The sequence below is a fragment of the Streptomyces sp. NPDC054932 genome (assembly GCF_053610205.1).
The window spans coordinates 24,028-40,877 of record NZ_JBSGXU010000034.1 but is presented as its reverse complement, the minus strand read 5'-3'; the positions used below and the strand labels follow the sequence as shown (position 1 = coordinate 40,877).

Annotated in this window: 13 protein-coding genes and 4 pseudogenes; 11 read left to right on the top strand and 6 right to left on the bottom strand. The window is 69.2% G+C overall.

The genetic code is table 11. From position 1 onward, the window contains the following. Positions 1–25: 25 nt before the first annotated feature. The 3 genes and pseudogenes from ACWGE1_RS12635 to ACWGE1_RS12625 form a co-directional block, all read left to right on the top strand. Positions 26–229 (top strand): annotated as a pseudogene (locus ACWGE1_RS12635) (DUF1918 domain-containing protein); the annotation flags it as partial. Between the two features lie 88 nt (positions 230–317). Further along, a pseudogene (locus ACWGE1_RS12630) lies at positions 318–521 on the top strand (histidine kinase); the annotation flags it as partial. A 35-nt stretch (positions 522–556) separates the two neighbouring features. Further along, positions 557–715 carry a hypothetical protein gene (locus ACWGE1_RS12625; RefSeq protein ID WP_453420505.1) on the top strand — a complete coding sequence of 53 codons (159 nt, stop codon included), beginning with the start codon at positions 557–559 and terminating at the stop codon, positions 713–715. A 59-nt stretch (positions 716–774) separates the two neighbouring features. Here the strand turns inward: ACWGE1_RS12625 and ACWGE1_RS12620 are convergent. Further along, a pseudogene (locus ACWGE1_RS12620) lies at positions 775–971 on the bottom strand (cyclic nucleotide-binding domain-containing protein); the annotation flags it as partial. 175 nt (positions 972–1,146) lie between these two features. On the opposite strand from ACWGE1_RS12620, the gene ACWGE1_RS12615 reads away from it, so the two are divergent. Then, complete coding sequence (locus ACWGE1_RS12615; RefSeq protein ID WP_453420485.1) at positions 1,147–1,617, top strand: pyridoxamine 5'-phosphate oxidase family protein; 471 nt, start codon at positions 1,147–1,149, stop codon at positions 1,615–1,617. 9 nt (positions 1,618–1,626) lie between these two features. On the opposite strand, the gene ACWGE1_RS12610 is transcribed toward ACWGE1_RS12615, so the two are convergent. Beyond that, positions 1,627–2,118, bottom strand: a complete 492-nt coding sequence (locus tag ACWGE1_RS12610) for a CBS domain-containing protein (protein WP_453420484.1) — start codon at positions 2,116–2,118, stop codon at positions 1,627–1,629. A 168-nt stretch (positions 2,119–2,286) separates the two neighbouring features. On the opposite strand from ACWGE1_RS12610, the gene ACWGE1_RS12605 reads away from it, so the two are divergent. The 4 genes from ACWGE1_RS12605 (at position 2,287) to ACWGE1_RS12590 (ending at position 6,123) form a co-directional block, all read left to right on the top strand. Then, a complete protein-coding gene (locus tag ACWGE1_RS12605) occupies positions 2,287–2,619 on the top strand; it encodes a hypothetical protein (protein WP_453420483.1) in 333 nt (110 codons plus the stop codon). Between the two features lie 593 nt (positions 2,620–3,212). Next, positions 3,213–3,935, top strand: coding sequence for a hypothetical protein (locus ACWGE1_RS12600; RefSeq protein WP_453420482.1), 723 nt, complete (start codon positions 3,213–3,215; stop codon positions 3,933–3,935). 458 nt (positions 3,936–4,393) lie between these two features. Next, positions 4,394–5,305: an ABC transporter ATP-binding protein gene (locus tag ACWGE1_RS12595; RefSeq protein WP_453420481.1), complete on the top strand. Its 912-nt coding sequence runs from the start codon at positions 4,394–4,396 to the stop codon at positions 5,303–5,305. Then, positions 5,302–6,123, top strand: coding sequence for an ABC transporter permease subunit (locus ACWGE1_RS12590; RefSeq protein WP_453420480.1), 822 nt, complete (start codon positions 5,302–5,304; stop codon positions 6,121–6,123). Before ACWGE1_RS12595 ends, ACWGE1_RS12590 begins: the two co-directional genes overlap by 4 nt. A gap of 14 nt (positions 6,124–6,137) precedes the next feature. Here the strand turns inward: ACWGE1_RS12590 and ACWGE1_RS12585 are convergent, their stop codons facing one another. From ACWGE1_RS12585 to ACWGE1_RS12575, 3 genes are all read right to left on the bottom strand, one after another. Next, complete coding sequence (locus tag ACWGE1_RS12585) at positions 6,138–6,791, bottom strand: CBS domain-containing protein (RefSeq protein WP_053613062.1); 654 nt, start codon at positions 6,789–6,791, stop codon at positions 6,138–6,140. 9 nt (positions 6,792–6,800) lie between these two features. Then, positions 6,801–7,262, bottom strand: a complete 462-nt coding sequence (locus tag ACWGE1_RS12580; protein ID WP_202203272.1) for a Crp/Fnr family transcriptional regulator — start codon at positions 7,260–7,262, stop codon at positions 6,801–6,803. 104 nt (positions 7,263–7,366) lie between these two features. Then, on the bottom strand, positions 7,367–8,794 hold the full coding sequence (locus ACWGE1_RS12575; RefSeq protein ID WP_453420479.1) for an MBL fold metallo-hydrolase RNA specificity domain-containing protein: 1,428 nt from the start codon (positions 8,792–8,794) through the stop codon (positions 7,367–7,369). Positions 8,795–9,218: 424 nt separating this feature from the next. Between ACWGE1_RS12575 and ACWGE1_RS12570 the strand changes: the two genes are divergently transcribed. Both ACWGE1_RS12570 and ACWGE1_RS12565 read left to right on the top strand, forming a co-directional pair. Continuing rightward, a complete protein-coding gene (locus ACWGE1_RS12570; protein WP_453420504.1) occupies positions 9,219–9,899 on the top strand; it encodes a helix-turn-helix domain-containing protein in 681 nt (226 codons plus the stop codon). Between the two features lie 425 nt (positions 9,900–10,324). Beyond that, positions 10,325–12,364 (top strand): multicopper oxidase family protein, encoded by a 2,040-nt coding sequence (locus ACWGE1_RS12565; RefSeq protein ID WP_453420478.1) that lies wholly within the window; start codon positions 10,325–10,327, stop codon positions 12,362–12,364. A 376-nt stretch (positions 12,365–12,740) separates the two neighbouring features. Here ACWGE1_RS12565 and ACWGE1_RS12560 read toward each other — a convergent pair. Then, a pseudogene (locus ACWGE1_RS12560) lies at positions 12,741–14,088 on the bottom strand (nicotinate phosphoribosyltransferase). A 314-nt stretch (positions 14,089–14,402) separates the two neighbouring features. On the opposite strand from ACWGE1_RS12560, the gene ppsA reads away from it, so the two are divergent. Further along, entirely contained in the window at positions 14,403–16,844 is a 2,442-nt protein-coding gene (gene ppsA / locus ACWGE1_RS12555) for a phosphoenolpyruvate synthase (protein WP_453420477.1), read from the top strand. Positions 16,845–16,850 lie beyond the last annotated feature (6 nt).

The following is a 16,850-nucleotide window of genomic DNA, read 5'->3' as shown; positions in this document are numbered from 1 at the left end:
GAAGACGTATGTACCGGGAACCGGCGTGCACGCCGAGGTGGGCGTCCAGATCGTCGTGGGCGGCCCCACCGTCGGAAAGCCGGGCCGAGACGGCGAAGTCATCGCCCTGCACCATGAGGACGGCACCCCTCCCTACGACGTGCGCTGGTCCGACACGGGTCGTACCACAGTGTTCTTCCCCGGCCCGGACGCCCATGTCCGGCACCTGCATGCAGCATCGGGCAGGCCCCGCCGTACGGAGCAATAGCGCCCAGACCGGAATGGACGTCCGCGCCTGCCGGGTCCACCGTAGAGGTGGTCGCCCGGCACGGCCTCCGATGGCCGGAGGGCTCCTCGAAGAGCGCCAAGTCCGCATCGACGAGGTCCGTGGCACTCGCGACCGGCTGAACGGCCTGCTGGAGGCCGTCATGTCGGTTGGCCGTGAGTTCGACCTGCCCCACGTTCTGCACGGTATCGTCGAGGCCGCCGTCGTTCTCGTGGACGCCGGTGACGACTGGAGGCTCGCCGGTTTCGTTTCGGTGCTTCGCCCAAACTGCGTTCCCGCATCGTCCAGGCCGTGGTCGAAGCCGCGGCAGCCCTCCGCTTCGCCCTGGCCCTGCGCATGGAGGGCCTCATCGACACGGACGCATCACCCGAAGTCGCGGACGAGATGCCCGCCGTCATCGGGGAGGCCCTGACGAACCACCGCCCGTCACGCCGAGGCCACCCGTTCTGAGGCGTCGATCGTTGCCGCCGACGGTGTCCTCACCGTCACCGTGCCCCCCGTCGGTCGCGGGCGCGTCGACCGGGAACGTGCACGTCCAGGGTCACGGTGCCCGACCGGACGATCCAGAACCGGTCCGCACGACCCCCCCCTCGTGGAAGAGGCGGGTCCCCTCGTCGAGGTTGACCTCGCGGGCGAACTCCATCAAGCGCGAACGGCAGTCGGCCGGCAGCGCGGCATTGATGCGGATGGGAGAAGGAGTGCTCATGAACGGCCTCCTGATTCGGGTCCATATCCAGTTTTGGCGAGTGGGTCTGCCCGGGGTATGGGTCCTGTGGGCCCAGGCAGGGACCGAACGGCCTATGCCTGGGCGCGTCGGGAACGGGGACGCTGGAGAGCACACCGCGACCCCGCCCCGGTCCCATGGACGGAGGGTGCCAACGATGGAGAACCGCCCGGTCGGCAGCGCTGCCGTCGCTCCTGCCGGCCCTACGCCCCAGAGGCGAACGGAAGAACTCGGCACCAAGGAGGCGCTCCGGCTGCTCGGAACCGTCGGACTGGGCCGCATCGTGTTCACCCGCCACGCTCTGCCCGCTGTGCGCCCCGTTAACCACCTCCTCGACGACGGCGACATCATCATCCGCGTCCAGGACGGCTCGACACTGGCGGCCCTGCTCACGGCCCCGGACAGCCCGGACGTCGTCGTGGCCTACGAGGCCGACGCCATCGACCCTGACACCCGTCTGGGCTGGAGCGTGGTGGCCACCGGTTATGCCAGCGCCGTCACCGACCCGACCGAGCTGAACCGCTATGCGCAGCGCCTCAAGTCCTGGGCCGACGCACCGTCATCAGATGCCGTTCGGATCAGACCGGGCGTGGTCACCGGCTTCAGGCTCCGGGCAGTCAATTCGTAGCTGCCCCGATCAGGATCCGCGAGAAGCGGGCGGGCTCCTTCCTTGCTTTCGTGCGCGCGGGCCGATCTCGTCCCGCGGGCCGGGGGGCTCCTCGAGGACGCTCCAGGCGACCGGGCCGAGCAGGTCCGCCACCCTGCGGAAGACGTCCATGAGCAGGTCGTCCACGGTCAGCATGCCCACGACTCGCCGCCCGTCCAGGACAGGCAGGCGCCGGACGCCGCTGTTGCGGAACGTCTGGTACGCCGCGTGGATGTCCTGGGCGGCATCGACGGTGACAGCCGGAGCGGTCATGACCGCTCCCACAGGATCATCGCGGTCGAACTCTCCGGCCACGGCGCGCACTGCGATGTCACGGTCGGTGACAATGCCGCGCAATACTGTTCCCTCCGTCACGACCAAGCAGCCGACGCCGTGGAGGTCCATGCATCGGGCCGCCTCCCCGATCGTCGTGGTGGCGTTGACGGACACAGCGGGGGCGGACATGTACGCGGACACGTTCATCGTCCGGCTCCTTCCCACTGGATCCATGTGGTTGACCGTAGGACGGGGTGCCGGAGTCGGCGAGGGCCGAGCGGACCCCCGTTGTGGGACCGCATGGCCCTGTGCTGCTCCGCCCCGGCGGCAGACCATGACATGAGGACAGACCGACCTGTTCCGAGGTGATCTGACATGGCATCCACAACATGGACCACCCCAGGGGTGTTCACCGGCTCCGGCGGGGTGCTCACCGCCGAAGCGGGATCCCTCACCGGGGAACTGACGGTCCGCACCACCTGGGACGCAGGGCAGGCACATGTTGCCGTCCAGTACGCGGGCGCGTCGAAGTGGTGCACGCTGGTCGGCAGTCCTGTGCCCTGCCCGTCCTCCGAGGAGGCTCGCTCGGTACACCAGTGCGCGGTGGAGGCCGTGCGCACCAGGGGACCTGTCCCCTTCGCGCCGTGGCCGCTCACCCCCGCGGTTCACCGTGGAACGGACGAGGTGCCGGCTCATGCTGCCGGATGAGTGCACGTCGATGAGCCGGCTTGACCGCGCATGCCTGGCCAGGGCCGGCCATGGACCGTGGGGAGATTCCACGGCAGGCTCCTGTCGGTCCTGGATGCATGATCTTGAGCGTCGCGCAGGCGCGGCCTGCACTTGCCTGGGGTCGGACTGCCTGCGGGGACCTGAACGCGAACGACGGCGCCGCATCACGGCCTCAGACCGGAAGTTCAGCAGCCCGTGATTGAGAGCGCACCCGGCCCGGCGTCCGAGTACAGCCGCAGCCGTTCTCTGCCGGGTGGCGCACACCGGGCCCCGTACATCCAGCACCGCCGTGCTGTGCTCTTTGCCCGTCGTGTGGTGCTCAACGGGGTGTGCCATGACCGGTTCGCCTCCGGGATGGGTTCGGCTCCGCCCGTAGAGCGGCCTGCGCTCCTGGTGAGGGAGCCGCGACGGCTGCTGCGACGCCGGGGGCCGATGGGCTCCGCTGCGGTTGGCTCTGCACCGGCAGGGGGAGATTCGGCGACTGCGGTGGTGGCCTCGCTGGTCTCGGTCCGCGACGAGGGGGGGGGCGTGTTGTCAACCGGTGGGCGCCGCTCCGGGCGGACACTTCTCGCATGCCCGAGGAGCAGACGACGTCCATCCCTCCTGAACCGTTGTTGCAGGTGATCGTCAACCTAGCCCGGTTCCATCGCGAACACGAGCAGTTCTACGCACAGGCTCCGCTGCGGCAGGCGGGCGAGCTTCAGGCGCGGTCCCGGGCGCTGAAGTCGCTGGCGGGCAGATGGAGTGTGACCGACGTCGGTGAGTCGGCACGGAATCCGTTCGCAGGTGCGGAGGATCTGAATGCCCCCGGACTTGTCGCGGAGTCGGGGATCCTCTTCATGGAAGGGGCGGACGAGCCCGTCGAGCTTCAGCGGCTGAAGCGGGATGTCAGGGAAATCGCGGAAGACAGTGAGCAGACCGGAATCTGGCTGGCGCACGCGATGGAGCAGGCATGGGAGGCCGTCGGCCTCTTGGCTGCCTATCCAGTGCTTGCCGATCTGCTCGGGGAGCGGCACCGCATCGTCGCCAACGACTGGCAGTCGGCGGGGTTGCTGGCGCTGGTTGCCCATCTGCTGCGCCGCTCCATTGACTTGTTGGATCGGGTCAAGTTCTCTCCCGCGGCGCTGCGAGCTGACCTGGGGTCCCAGCGGAACGCCCCTGCATACCTCTTCTCGGCGTCCGAGCTGCTCGACCGGGCGGCGGACCTCCTCGCGGAATCGGCAACGCTTGTGCGCGACAATGAGCGGCGGTGGCGTGTGTTCGGCGCTCGCGTTCGCCGGCTGCCGTCCGACTGAAGCGGCTACGTCGGCTCCGTCGTGCAGCGCATCCGCTCATCTCGTAGAGACGGCAGACGATGCGCAGGCCGACATGCGACCAGGTGGCAGGTGGTGACAACCGCAGGCCGACGTGCGGTCGACCCGTTGGGCGGACTCTTGGAGCACGGCCCCGTATGCGACCTCCGCCGGAGTCCGGGCCGTGCGCTGCGCCCGGCGGAGGCCCGCGTGACACCCGAGCCGTGGCGCAGAACGGCACGGGTGTCTTCCGGGTGCCGGTCAGGCGAGGGTGAGGATGAGCTTTCGAGTTTTTCCTCGGTCATGGGGGCGCTGGGTTTCGTCGGCGTTGTTCATGCGCTGGCGCATGCCGCCGGCAACGCATTAGTACCCCTGGGGGGATTTTCGGTGCTGTCCCGGGGAGGCTCCCTGCTCGCTGCGCGTCGGCCTGGGCCAGGGCACAGACTGGTGGGGTGGGTGCCATGGATGCGATTGAGCTCAGGGGACTGACCAAGCGCTACGGGGCAGTGGTCGGGGTGGAGGAACTCACGCTCGGCATCGGTCGGGGCGAGGTGTTCGGCTTCCTCGGGCCCAACGGGGCGGGCAAGACCACCACGCTCAGGTGCCTGACGGGTTTGCTGCGCCCAACCGCCGGACACGTCCGGGTGCTGGGGATGGACCCGCTCGCCGATCACCGCCGGGTGGCTCGGGAACTCGGCTATCTCCCGGGTGAGCTGCGGCTGTACCCGGAGCTCACCGGGGCGCAGACCCTCGACCTCCTGTGTTCACTCCAAGGCTGGCCCTGCACGAGGCGAGCTGAGCTGTGCGAGCGGCTGGGGCTGACGCCCGCGGTCCTGCGGCGCACGGTGGGCGGGTACTCGCGCGGCATGAAGCAGAAATTGGGCCTGGTGCAGGCGCTGCAGCACGATCCCCAGCTGGTGGTCCTGGACGAGCCGACCGAGGGGCTGGACCCTCTGGTCCAGGAAACGTTCTTCGACTTGATGGAGCAGGCAGCGGCCGACGGCCGCACGGTGCTGTTGTCCAGCCACGTGCTGCCGGAGGTGCAGCGGGCCTGCGGACGCGTGGCGATCGTCCGGGAAGGGCGCCTGGTAACCGTGGAGAGCGTGGCCGCCCTCCGGGAGGCGCGGGCGCGGCGGATTCGTCTGGCCTTCGCTGACGGGAAGGGGATGCGCCCTTTGGGGCGCGCGGAACAGTGGGCGCCCCGCTGGGAGGGCGACCGGGTGGAGCTCCTCGTACCCCCGAGCGAGGTGGTGGAAGCACTGCGTGAGCTGCTGGCCTTGGGGGTGGCCGACGTCATCGTGGAGGAGGCGGGTCTGGACGAGGCGTTCCTGGATCTGTACCGCAACGGCAAGGCGGAGGAGGCCGCGCCGTGAAGACGCGGTGGCCCCTGCTGTGGCTGGCACTGCACCGGCGTCGGCGGATGCTGGTGGCCCTCATGGTGGGGATGGTCGCCTTCGAGGCCCTGATCGTGGTGGTGGCGAACACGATCGCGCCCGGGCAGCTCTTCTCTGCGGGCGGGAAGGGCCCTCCGTCGGCGTACCGTGCGTTCAGCGGCTCGGGCGGAGACGTATCGATCGCCAGCTACCCGGGGCTGCTCGGGGCCGGATTGGTGCATCCCTTCTGGATCGCCATGCAGCTGACCGCTATCGGGGCGCTGGCCGCGGCCGCGGTGGCGGCCGACGTGGAATCCGGGACGATCGAGCCCATCGTGGTGCGCCCCGTGAGCCGCAACCGGCTCCTCGCCGAGCGGACCGCCGCCGTGGTGATCGCCGCCCTCGCCCTCAACACCTCAGCGACGTTGACGGTGGCGGCAGGCGTCTGGTTGTCCCCGGACATCCACCGGGACGTGCCGTTGAGCGGTGTCTTCGCGGCGGGGCTGATGGGGTGCGGCTTCGCGCTGTGCCTGGCCGGACCGGCCCTGGCCGTGTCGGCCTGGGGGAGCCGACGCGCGCAGGTGATCGGTGCGACGATCGCCATCGGGGCGGTCGGCTTCGCGGTGAACTTCATCGCGCTGGCTTGGTCGAAGGCGGCGCCCCTGCGGTTCATCAGCCCCTTCCACTACTACACACCGGGTGACGCACTGGCACAGGGACATGTGCTGTGGCCGCAGCTGGGAGTTCTGGTCGGGGTCGGAGTCGTGGGGCTCGTTCTCGGCCACGCGTTGCTGATGAAGCGGGACCTGGCCCCGTAAGGCTGACATGGCGCTTACGCAGAGGCGGGGCCTTCGAGCCGGCAGTGCACGCCGACCACACCTTCGACGGCCCGGGCGAGGCGCGTGGCCACGGGGATGAGGTGCGGGTCGCGGGTCCTTCCCGACAGGGTGACGATCCCGTGCGTGACGTCGACCGTGATGTCACGGTGCGAGAGGGGGAAGAGACGGTCGACGACCTCGCGGCGGACCTCGGCGGCCAGGTCGTCGTCGGCGCGGAGGAAGACCTTCAGGAGGTCGGCGCGGCTGACGATGCCGAGGAGGGTGCCGTCGGCGTCGACGACTGGAAGCCGTTTGATGTGGCGGTCGGCCATCAGGCGGGCGGCCTGGGGGAGCGTGGCGTCGGGGCGGATCGTGACGGCGGGTGTGGTCATCAACTGCTCGGCGCGGACCGATCCGGCCTTCGCGGTGTCGCCGAGGCGGCGCATCTGCTCGATGAGGCTCGGTCCGTGTTCGTGGAACTCCTCCTTGGTGAGGAGGTCGGCTTCGGAGACGACGCCGACGACATGGCCTTCGCCTTCGATGACCGGGACCGCGGTGACCTTCCAGCGCTCCATCGCGGTGGCGATCTCCTTGAATTCGGCGGCGGCGGTGACGGTGACGACGGTCTTCGTCATGACGTCGTTGACGGTGTACGGGGTGGAGGTCATGGCTGGTCCTCAGCGGGCGTAGGCGAGCGGCATGTCGCTGTGGTGGGGCGCGAACAGGTCGAGGATCCGGGTACGGGCCGAGTCGAGGCGACGGGCGATGACTGCGGCGACAGCGGTCGATATGCAACGGCCCACGGCGGCGTTCTCGTCGCAGAGCTTCCGTACGGCCTCGGCGTCGAATTCGAGCGCCCGAACGGGGTGGGTGGTGACGGCGCCGAGGTGCCAGGAGTAGGGCGGGACCATCCATGACCAGCCGAGGAGCTCTCCTGAACCGAGGGTGTCGACGACGGCGGCCTTGTGGCCGGGGACGTGCAGGTCGAGGTCGACGGTGCCGTTCTCGATGATCCAGAAGCGGTCGGCCCGCTGCCGTTCCTTGAAGATGCGGGTTCCGGCGGGGATGTCCACGCGGTGGGCGTGGGCGAGCAGAGCCTGGCGTGCTTCGGGTTCCATCTCGTCGAGGAGAGTGGTCATGGCGGTCATGGTGTGCCTCCAGCCGTTCCCCTTCAGGGTCGTGCCGGTCTCTTGGGGTGCGGGAGGGCCTCGCGGTGCATACCGCAGGGCCCATACGGCCCGGGTCAGCGGACCAGGACGGCCTCGCCGGATTTGGGTACGACGGCCGTCCATCCCAGCTCGTGGTCGATGCGGTCTCGGAGGGTCTCGGCGGCGGTCTCCTCGCCATGGACGAGGTAGGTGGTGTGTGGGGGCGGGGCGTCGCGCAGCCAGTCGATGATCTGGTCGGCGTCCGCGTGGGCGGAGAAGTGGGGTACGTCGGCCACCTCGGCGCGTACGGGAACGTACTCGCCGAACATCTTGAGGGTGCGGACTCCGTCGACGAGGTCACGCGCCCGGGTGCCGGCCGCGGCGAAGCCGACGATCACGACGGCGTTGCGGGGGTCGGGCAGCAGCCGGTGCAGGTGGTGCAGGACTCGGCCGCCGGTGGCCATGCCGGCGGAGGAGACGATGACCGCGGGGCCTGTGGTGCTGTTGATGTCGATGGACTCCTGGACGGTACGGGCGGCCAGGAAGGGCTCTGGGCTGAACACCGCCTCGCCCTGGGCCAGGATCTCGGGCCGCAGTTCGGGAGCGCGGGACCGCAGGGCGTCGCGGTACACGTCCAAGGCGGCCAGGGCCATGGGGCTGTCCACGTAGACGGGCACGTGGCGGGGCAGCGTGCCGTCGCCGCGCAGCTCGGCCAGCTCGTGCAGGACGACCTCGGTTCGGTCGATCGCGAATGCCGGGATGACGACGGTTCCTCCTCGCGACAGCGTTCGGGTGATCACGGCAGCGAACTCGCGCCGTGCCGTCTCGTGGTCGTGGCGGCGGTTGCCGTAGGTGGACTCCATCAGCAGCACGTCGGCGCCGGTGAACGGCTCCGGGGGCAGCAGCAGGGGGTGCCCGGGACGACCAAGGTCGCCACTGACGGCCAGGGTGTGGCCGTCCTCCAGCGTGAGGTGGGCCCAGGCTGAGCCGAGGATGTGTCCGCCGTGGTGCAGCGTCAGCTTCGTTCCGGCCATGATCTCGATCTCGCTGCCGACCTCGACCGGGTCGAAGAACTTCAACGTGTTCTCGACGTCCGAGTCGTCGTAGAGCGGCTTGGCGGGGCGGTGCTTGGACCAGCCGTGACTGTTGGCGTGCTCGGCGGCCTCCATCTGGAGGCGGGCACTGTCGCGGAGCACGATCTCGGCGAGGCGGGCCGTACCGGGGGTGCAGAGGATCGGACCACGGAAGCCGTGCCGGACCAGGCGCGGCAGATAGCCGCAGTGGTCCAGGTGAGCATGGGTCACGACCACGGCGCGGAGGTCGGAGGCGTCGAAGCCGGGCTTGTCCCAGTTGCGACGGCGCAGGTCCGCGAAACCCTGGAAGAGCCCGCAGTCGACCAGGATGCGGGCGTGGTCGCTCTCGACGAGGAACTTGCTGCCGGTGACCGTGCGTACTGCACCGAGCAACCGGAGGAGTGCAGGTCTGGGCGAGGCGGTAGCGGGGCGCGGGGCTGTCTCGGACATGACCCGCCCTCCCTTCGGTAAGGGGATCCGGTTCTCACCATTGCACCGTGTGTAAGGGCCGACAGGGGGCCGACAGGCCCACGCAGGGGACCGACCGGCCCATGCGTAGGCGGTCGAGCCCGGTTCAGCCTGGCGGTGCAACCTCCTTAACGTATGCAAGGGAAGAGGGGAGCGTCGTGAAGACACTCGCCTTCCAGGGCCCGGACAGACGCAGTCGGCGCGATCGTCCGTGCCGACGCCGTCACCGTCCGCGGCCTCGACGAGAGCATCGCCGAAGGCGACGTGCCCGAGGTGAATTCGGTCAGGATCCTCGGCACGGGACGTATCGGCCCGGCACCCATCGTGACCGCCGGTCTCCACAGCTCCGGCACACATTGCCACGGTTCCGGCCACCCAGCCCTGACACCGAGAGGACGTGAAGACAATGAGGAGAACCCAGCACGGGCCGGGCGCCACAGAGGCGCCGGCCGGACGTACTGACCTCGGGCGGCGGATCGCCATGCACCGTGAGGAACTCGGCCTCACCCGGGACGAACTGGGTGAGCGCTGCGGCGCTGACGGCGCGTACATCACCTACCTGGAGGAACACGCGGCAGCGCCGGCGATCGGCTCCCTTCTGCGACTCGCCGACGCGCTCGGGACGACCGCCGCGGAACTCTCCGGCGCGACGACGGAGTACCCGCCAGGCAGAGGCACGGCCGTGAGGGATGCCAAGCTGGTCGAGTTGTCCGACGGCGAGTGCCGACGACTGCTGTCCACGCACGGCGTGGGCAGGGTCGCTGTCTTCACCCCGGAGGGTCCGGCGATATTCCCGGTCAACTACGTGGTGGCGGGCCGCGACATCGCATTCCGGACCTCGGGTGACGCGGTGCTCGCGCGGGCCGCCGGCACCGAGGTGGCCTTCGAGGTCGACCACATCGACGACGCCACGCGCCTGGGCTGGAGCGTTATGGTCGTAGGCGAGGCGGGAGGCGTCACTGACGCGGAGGAGCTCGGTCGGCTTGACGCAGTCGCGTACTCCCTGCCCTGGGCCGGCGGCCCGAGGACCCATTGGATGAAGGTCACCGCGATCCGGATCACTGGGCGCCGGGTGATCAGGCAGTGAGTCCGCTTCGAGCCGTCGTTCTGGACACCGACGGGGTCCTCCTCGATTCCGCCGCGCTGCATGCTGTGAGTGGAAGTCCGATTTCGACAGATTAACGCCGCGGATCCGCCGGCTTGCGGCACTGCATGGACGGTCGCCGCCCGAAAAGAGCACGCGTTCACGGAAGCGCTCAGGGACGGAGCGGTCGAGACGTTCGACGAGGTCCGGCCCGCACACAACGACGCCGCCCGGCCGCATCCTTGGGGTTCCAGGAGGCCGACGGACCACGAGAAAACCGAGGCTGAGCGCAGGCTATTTGCCGGCAACGGATATTGGCCATGACTGTGCCGGTTGCGGCTCGCTCGCTGCCTGCCCCGACAGCCCGTCGCTACGCCGGGCATCCTTCGATTACTTACCGTGCACCCCACTTAACATTGAGTGAGGAAGTGATCGATGCCCTCGGGCTGCAGAAGGCGAGAGAGATGATCGCGCGAAGAGACCTGCTCGTAGCCGGGGCCGTTGGTGGAGCGGCCCTGGTCCTTCCGGCCCCTAATGAGGCGGTGGCACTCCCGAACGAGACCGCGGTGGTTCCGGGGGCCAGGTCTGTCGGGAAATTCCCAGTCTCCACCCTGGACCCCACGACCATCCCGAAATACGTCACCAACCTGGTGATCCCGCCGGTGATGCCGAACGCCCGGCACCCGGAGCGGCACGGCATCGATACGTATGTCATCGGCGTCCGGCAATTCAGCCAGCAGGTATTGCCTCCCACTCTGCCGTCCACCACCCTGTGGGGATACGGCTCGCTCGGGGACAACAGCACGTTCAACTACCCGTCGTTCACCATCGAGGCCAGCGTAGACAGGCATGTCCGGGTCACCTGGGTGAACGATCTCGTCGACAGCCAGGGCCGTTTCCTCCCGCACTTGCTGGCGGTCGACCCCACCCTGCACTGGGCGAACCCGCCGGGCGGAAATGCCGGGCGGGATTCGCGGCCGACCTTCACATCGACGCCGGGTCCGTACACCGGCCCCGTACCGATCGTCACGCACCTGCACGGTGGGCATTCCACCGAGGAGAGCGACGGCTACACGGAAGCGTGGTACCTGCCACGCGCGAACAACATTCCTCCGGGATTCGCCACCGTGGGCTCGTTCTACAACGAGTTCCGGGACAAGTTCGCCGATGCGCACCGCCTGAAGTGGGATCCGGGTACCGCGACCTTCCAGTACGCCAACGACCAGCGGGCATCGACCCTCTGGTTCCACGACCACACCCTGGGTCTGACCCGGCTCAACGTCTACGCCGGACCCGCCGGCTTCTATCTGCTCCGCGGCGGTGAGTGCGACCTGCCCAAGGGGGCCCTGCCCGGCCCGGCGCCCGCCTCCGGAGATCGGCCGGGTACCCGATACCACGAGATCCCCCTGGCCATCCAGGACCGCTCGTTCAATTCGGACGGCTCGCTGTTCTACCCCACGACCCGGGAATTCTTCGACGGGTTCGCGGGTCCGTACATTCCCACGACCGATGTGTCCCCCATCTGGAACCCCGAATTCTTCGCCAACACCATGGTGGTCAACGGCCGGACATGGCCGAAGCTCGAAGTCGAACCGCGTCGCTACAGGCTGCGCTTCCTCAATGGATGCAATGCCCGGTTCCTCATCCTGAAGATCGCGGACGGTCCGACCGTCAGACCGGCCCGATCGGCCGTACCGTTCTGGCAGATCGGCAACGAAGGCGGGTTCCTGCCCGCACCAGTGCGGCTGGAGCGGCTGCGGCTGGCCAATGCGGAGCGGGCCGACGTCATCGTCGACTTCACCGGGATTGCGGAAGGCACCGAGCTGTACCTCATCAACGAGGGCGCGGACGAACCCTTCGGCCGGGGCGAACCGGGCGTGGCCTTCCCTGTGGCGGATCCGGCCACCACTGGGCAGGTGATGAAGTTCGTGGTCGGCCCTCTGGCGAGCAAGGACACCAGCGTCCCGCCGGATCGGCTCAGGCTGCCCAGGATCAGGCCACTTGGCTCGGCGAGCGTCACCCGTCGGCTGTCCCTCAACGAGGCGAACTCCAGCAACCCCTTGGTGCCACCGGGAACGCCCGTCCAGAACCTGCTCGGGACGGTCGACTCCGCCGGCAATCCGGTCTCGCTCGCCTGGGACGACCCGGTCACGGAGAACCCGAGGCTGAACGCGACCGAAACATGGGAACTGCACAACTTCACTGTGGACGCCCACCCGATCCACATCCACGAGGTGGCGTTCGAGGTGGTGAACCGGCAGCCGTTCAACGGGGCACCCATTCCGCCGGAGAGCTGGGAGCTCGGTTTCAAGGACACCGTGATCGCCTATCCGGGAGAAATCACCCGGGTGAAGGCGCGGTTCGATCACCCCGGTCGCTTCGTCTGGCACTGCCACATCGTCGAGCACGAGGACAACGAGATGATGCGGCCGCTCCAAATCGGAGGCAGGCGCAAGGAGGGCCACTGACAGGCCGGCGCCAGCGACTGCGGACCGGCCGCCTCGGCCGGTCCGCGTCCGGCACCTCCTTCTTCCCCCGGATGGACTGAAGCCCCGTTACGGCACTTGGGGCACGAGAATGGCAGCGGGCCCTGAGGGGTTTGGACAACAGCCCCAGGTTGCTGACCTGGGGCTCTGTCTTGGAGCGGAAGACGGGAATCGAACCCGCACGATAGGCGTGGGAAGCTCTGTGCACGCTCGGCAACGGTCGGCTCGCCACGCGCGCACCCCTTCTCCCGAATAGCCCCTCCCCTTCCGCTGTACCTGCCCGGTGGACGGGCCGCGTCCGTGGCCCCGGTCGGCAGCGGTGGTTCCGCATGGAAGTCGGCTGATCAGCGGATCCCGCTCATCCGCTCCTGTCAGCGGGGGCGGCGGATGCCGCTTTGAGACGGTCCCTCACCACCGAGGTCAGGGCCTTCAACTGCGGGGAACCTGTTGGCACAGGGCTCTCGGGGCGATGGATGAGGCGTGCTGCCTCCGGCAGATCCACGAGATCAGCCTCGAAGCGGGCTCTGGCCGCGGCGAGGGTGTCGGGCGGGCCGGTCCGGCGGCCGTCCCGCATCACCGTACGGAGCAGGGGCACCGTACCGTCAGGCGGTTGCTCGTCGGACAGACCGATCACATCCGCGCAGCCGGGGCCGCGGAACACCTGTTTGGGAGCCGGGGCGGTGACCTTCGCGGAGGACAGCTTCATTACCGGGCGTCCGTCGTACTGGACCAACTTGTACGCCGCGTCCCAAGTAGGGAGCATCGGCGGCGACGCCCACCCGGGTTCCGACCGCGAAGACGTCGATCGGTGCCCGAGTGCGCACGAGTTCGGCGACGGAGTATTCGTCCAGACCACCGCTGGCGATGATGCGTACGTCGGTCAGCCCGGCCGCGTCGAGCAGCTGGCGTGACCGTTTGGCGAGCTCACCCAGATCGCCGCTGTCGAGCCGGATCGCGCAGCCCGGCCCTCGCCGGAGCTCGGTGAGAACACGGCCGGCGATTGCGACGCCGCGTGCGGTGTCATAGGTGTCGACGAGGAACGTCAGCGGGCCCGGATGGGTGCGGGCGAAGGCCCGGAAGGCGTCCTCCTCGCTAGGGAAGCACTCGATGTAGGAGTGAGCCATGGTTCCGGCGGCGGGGATGCCGTATCGGGTGGCGGCGGCAACATTGCTGGTCGCGGTGAAACCGACCATGGCGGAGAGCCGGGCGGCCTGCAGCCCGGCCTGGGGGCCGTGGTCGCGGCGCAGAGAGAAGTCCACCAGGGGCCGGCCCTCCGCGGCGATCACGCAACGGGCCGCCTTCGAGGCGACGGCGGTCTGGTGGCAGATCTGGCTGAGCAGATACGTCTCGACGAGCTGGGCCTGGGGAAGCGGGGCGGTGACCTCCAGCAGGGGCTCCCCGGCGAAAACGAGGTGGCCCTCCGGAATCGCGCGGACTTCCCCGTCAAAGCGCAGGCCGAGCAGGCCGGACACGTCCTCGGGCGGTCTGTGGAGCGCGACGGCGAAATCGCGGACGTCATCCGCGCTCACCCGGAAGTGGGACAGGCAGTCCAGGGACGGCTCCAGCCCGGCGGAGACGAGGAATCCCCGGCCGGGCGGCAGATCCCGGACGAACAGGCTGAAGGTGGCCGACGCGAGCATGCCCTCTCGCAGGTAGGACATCGCCATCGTCACCTCGTAGAGGTCGGTGGTCGTCGTCTCGGACATACCCCCAGCCTGCACGCTCTGCGCCTGTCGGGCATGAGCCCTTCGGTTCCCTGCTCGGCCTGTCATGGGCCGGTCGGCCCCTCCCCGGTGAGGCCCGGTCGGCCCCTTGCCGCTGCACCTCTCGGCACTGCGGCGCAGCCACCTCCCGGTGTGATCGTGGAATCCGGATGCCGATACGGGCTCCGTTTCCCAGAGGTGGCCACGATGCAGCGCATCAGGATCCAGTCCCGCCAGAAGCAGCCCCACAAGCCCGCGCCGCCGGACCTGCGCACTCCGTCCGGCCGCCCGCTCCCGTATTGAGCCCGGAGGTCGTCATGGCAAGCACGCGGCGCGTCATACCGTTCGCGGAACTCGGCCGGCAGGAAGTCGGCAGTGTCGGGGGCAAGAACGCCTCACTGGGTGAGATGACCGCCCACCTGGCCGATGCCGGCGTGCGCATCCCTCCGGGGTTCGCAACGACGGCCGCCGCGTACGGAGAGCTGCTGGACGGACACGGACTCCGGGGGCGGATCGAGGAACAGATCGCGCGCCTGCACGAGGGCGCCGCGCTCGATGAGGTCGGGGCCGCGATACGGTCGATGACCCTCGCCGAGCCGCTGCCCCCAGGGCTGCGGGCCGAGATCGTCTCGGCGTACGAGCAGCTGGGGCGCGACGAAGGCCGCGCGGACCCCGAGGTTGCCGTACGCAGCAGCGCCACCGCCGAGGACCTGCCGGAGGCGAGCTTCGCAGGCCAGCAGGAGACCTACCTGAACGTGCGCGGGAGCGCCCAATTGCTGGAGTCGGTGCATCGCTGCTATGCGTCCCTCTACACCGATCGAGCCATCGACTACCGGGAGCGGATGGGCTTCGACCACCTCCAGGTCGCTCTTTCGGTCGGTGTTCAAATCATGGTCCGGTCGGACCTGGCCGGTGCCGGGGTGATCTTCACCCTCGACCCGGAGAGCGGATTCCCCGAGGTCATCGTCATCAGCGCGGCGTGCGGACTGGGCGAGACGGTCGTCAGCGGGCAGGTCGACCCCGACGAGTACACCGTCTTCAAGCCGAGCCTGAAGGACCCGGATCTGGACCCGCTGATCGACGTACGTGTCGGAGTGAAGCGGCGGAAGGCGGTCTATGCGGAACATGGACTGACGCGGACCGTTGATACCACCGACGAGGAGCGCTTGCAGAGGGTCCTGAACGACACCGAAGTGAGGCTCCTCGCCGACTGGGCGCTGACCGTCGAAGGGCACTACGGCTGCCCCATGGACCTGGAATGGGCCAAAGACGGCCTCACCGGCGACCTGTGGATCGTGCAGGCCCGGCCCGAGACCGTTCAGTCCCGCCGCGCCGCCTCCACCCTGCGCCGCTGCCGCCTGACGGCCGTGCCAGGTACGCCTCTCGTGGACGGCATCGCTGTCGGCGAGGCCATCGGCAGCGGGCCCGTCGTCGTCCTGGACTCGCCCGTCGACCTCGACCGCTTCCCGTCCGGCGGGGTGCTCGTCACGGGTATCACCGACCCGGACTGGGAACCGATCATGAAGCGCGCCTCCGCCATCGTCACCGACCACGGCGGCCGCACGTCCCACGCTGCGATCGTCAGCCGCGAACTCGGCGTCCCCGCCGTCGTCGGTACCGGCCGTGCGACTCAGGCCCTGTACGACGGACAGAAGGTGACCGTCTCCTGTGCCGAAGGCGGACGCGGCAAGGTCTACGACGGGGTGCTCGCCTATGAGGAGACCGAGACCGACCTCGCGGACATCCCCGCCACCCGGACGCACGTCATGCTCAATCTCGCCGACCCGGCCGCCGCCTTCCGGTGGTGGCGCCTGCCGGCCGATGGCGTCGGCCTGGCCCGGCTGGAGTTCATAGTGGCCCACCAGGTCAAGGTCCACCCGATGGCCCTGCTGCACCCCGAGCGCCTGGATCCCGCCGACCGCTGCGCCGTCGACCAGCTCACCGAGGGATACCTCGACCGCACCCGCTACTTCACCGATCGCCTGGCGTACGGCATCGCCCGGATCGCCGCCTCCCGGTGGCCCGCCCCCGTCGTCGTACGGACCAGCGACTTCAAGACCAACGAGTACGCGCGCCTTGTCGGAGGTCGGCCGTTCGAGCCGGTCGAGGCCAACCCGATGATCGGCTGGCGGGGCGCGAGCCGCTACTACAGCGACGGATACCGGGAGGGCTTCGCCCTCGAGTGCCGGGCCCTGCGCCGGGTCCGCGACGAGATGGGCCTGGCCAACGTCGTCGTCATGATCCCCTTCTGTCGCAGCCTCGAAGAGGCCGACCGGGTGCTTGGTGTCATGGCTGAGGAAGGCCTCCGCCGTGGGGAGAACGGGCTGAAGGTCTACGTCATGGCGGAGATCCCCGCCAACGTCATCCTGGCCCAGGACTTCGCCGAACGCTTCGACGGTTTCTCCATCGGCAGCAACGACCTCACCCAGCTCACCCTGGGTGTCGACCGCGACTCCGAAGCCCTCGCCCACGTCTTCGACGAGACCAACCCGGCGGTCACCCGGAGCATCGAGATCCTCGTCCCTCGTGCCCAGGCAGCGGGCCGCCCCGTCGGCCTCTGTGGCCAGCGCCCGAGCGACGACCCCGCCTTCACGGAGTTCCTGGTCAAGGCCGGGATCGACTCCATCTCCGTCGCCCCGGACAGCTTCGCCGCGGTCAAGCACCACGTGGCCGCCGCCGAATCGGTCCGGTACGGGGAGGGCCGAACGGCCCCATCAGGGACCCGATGGTCCCAAGCGGAGCAGCCGTCCGTCTCGTGAAAGTGG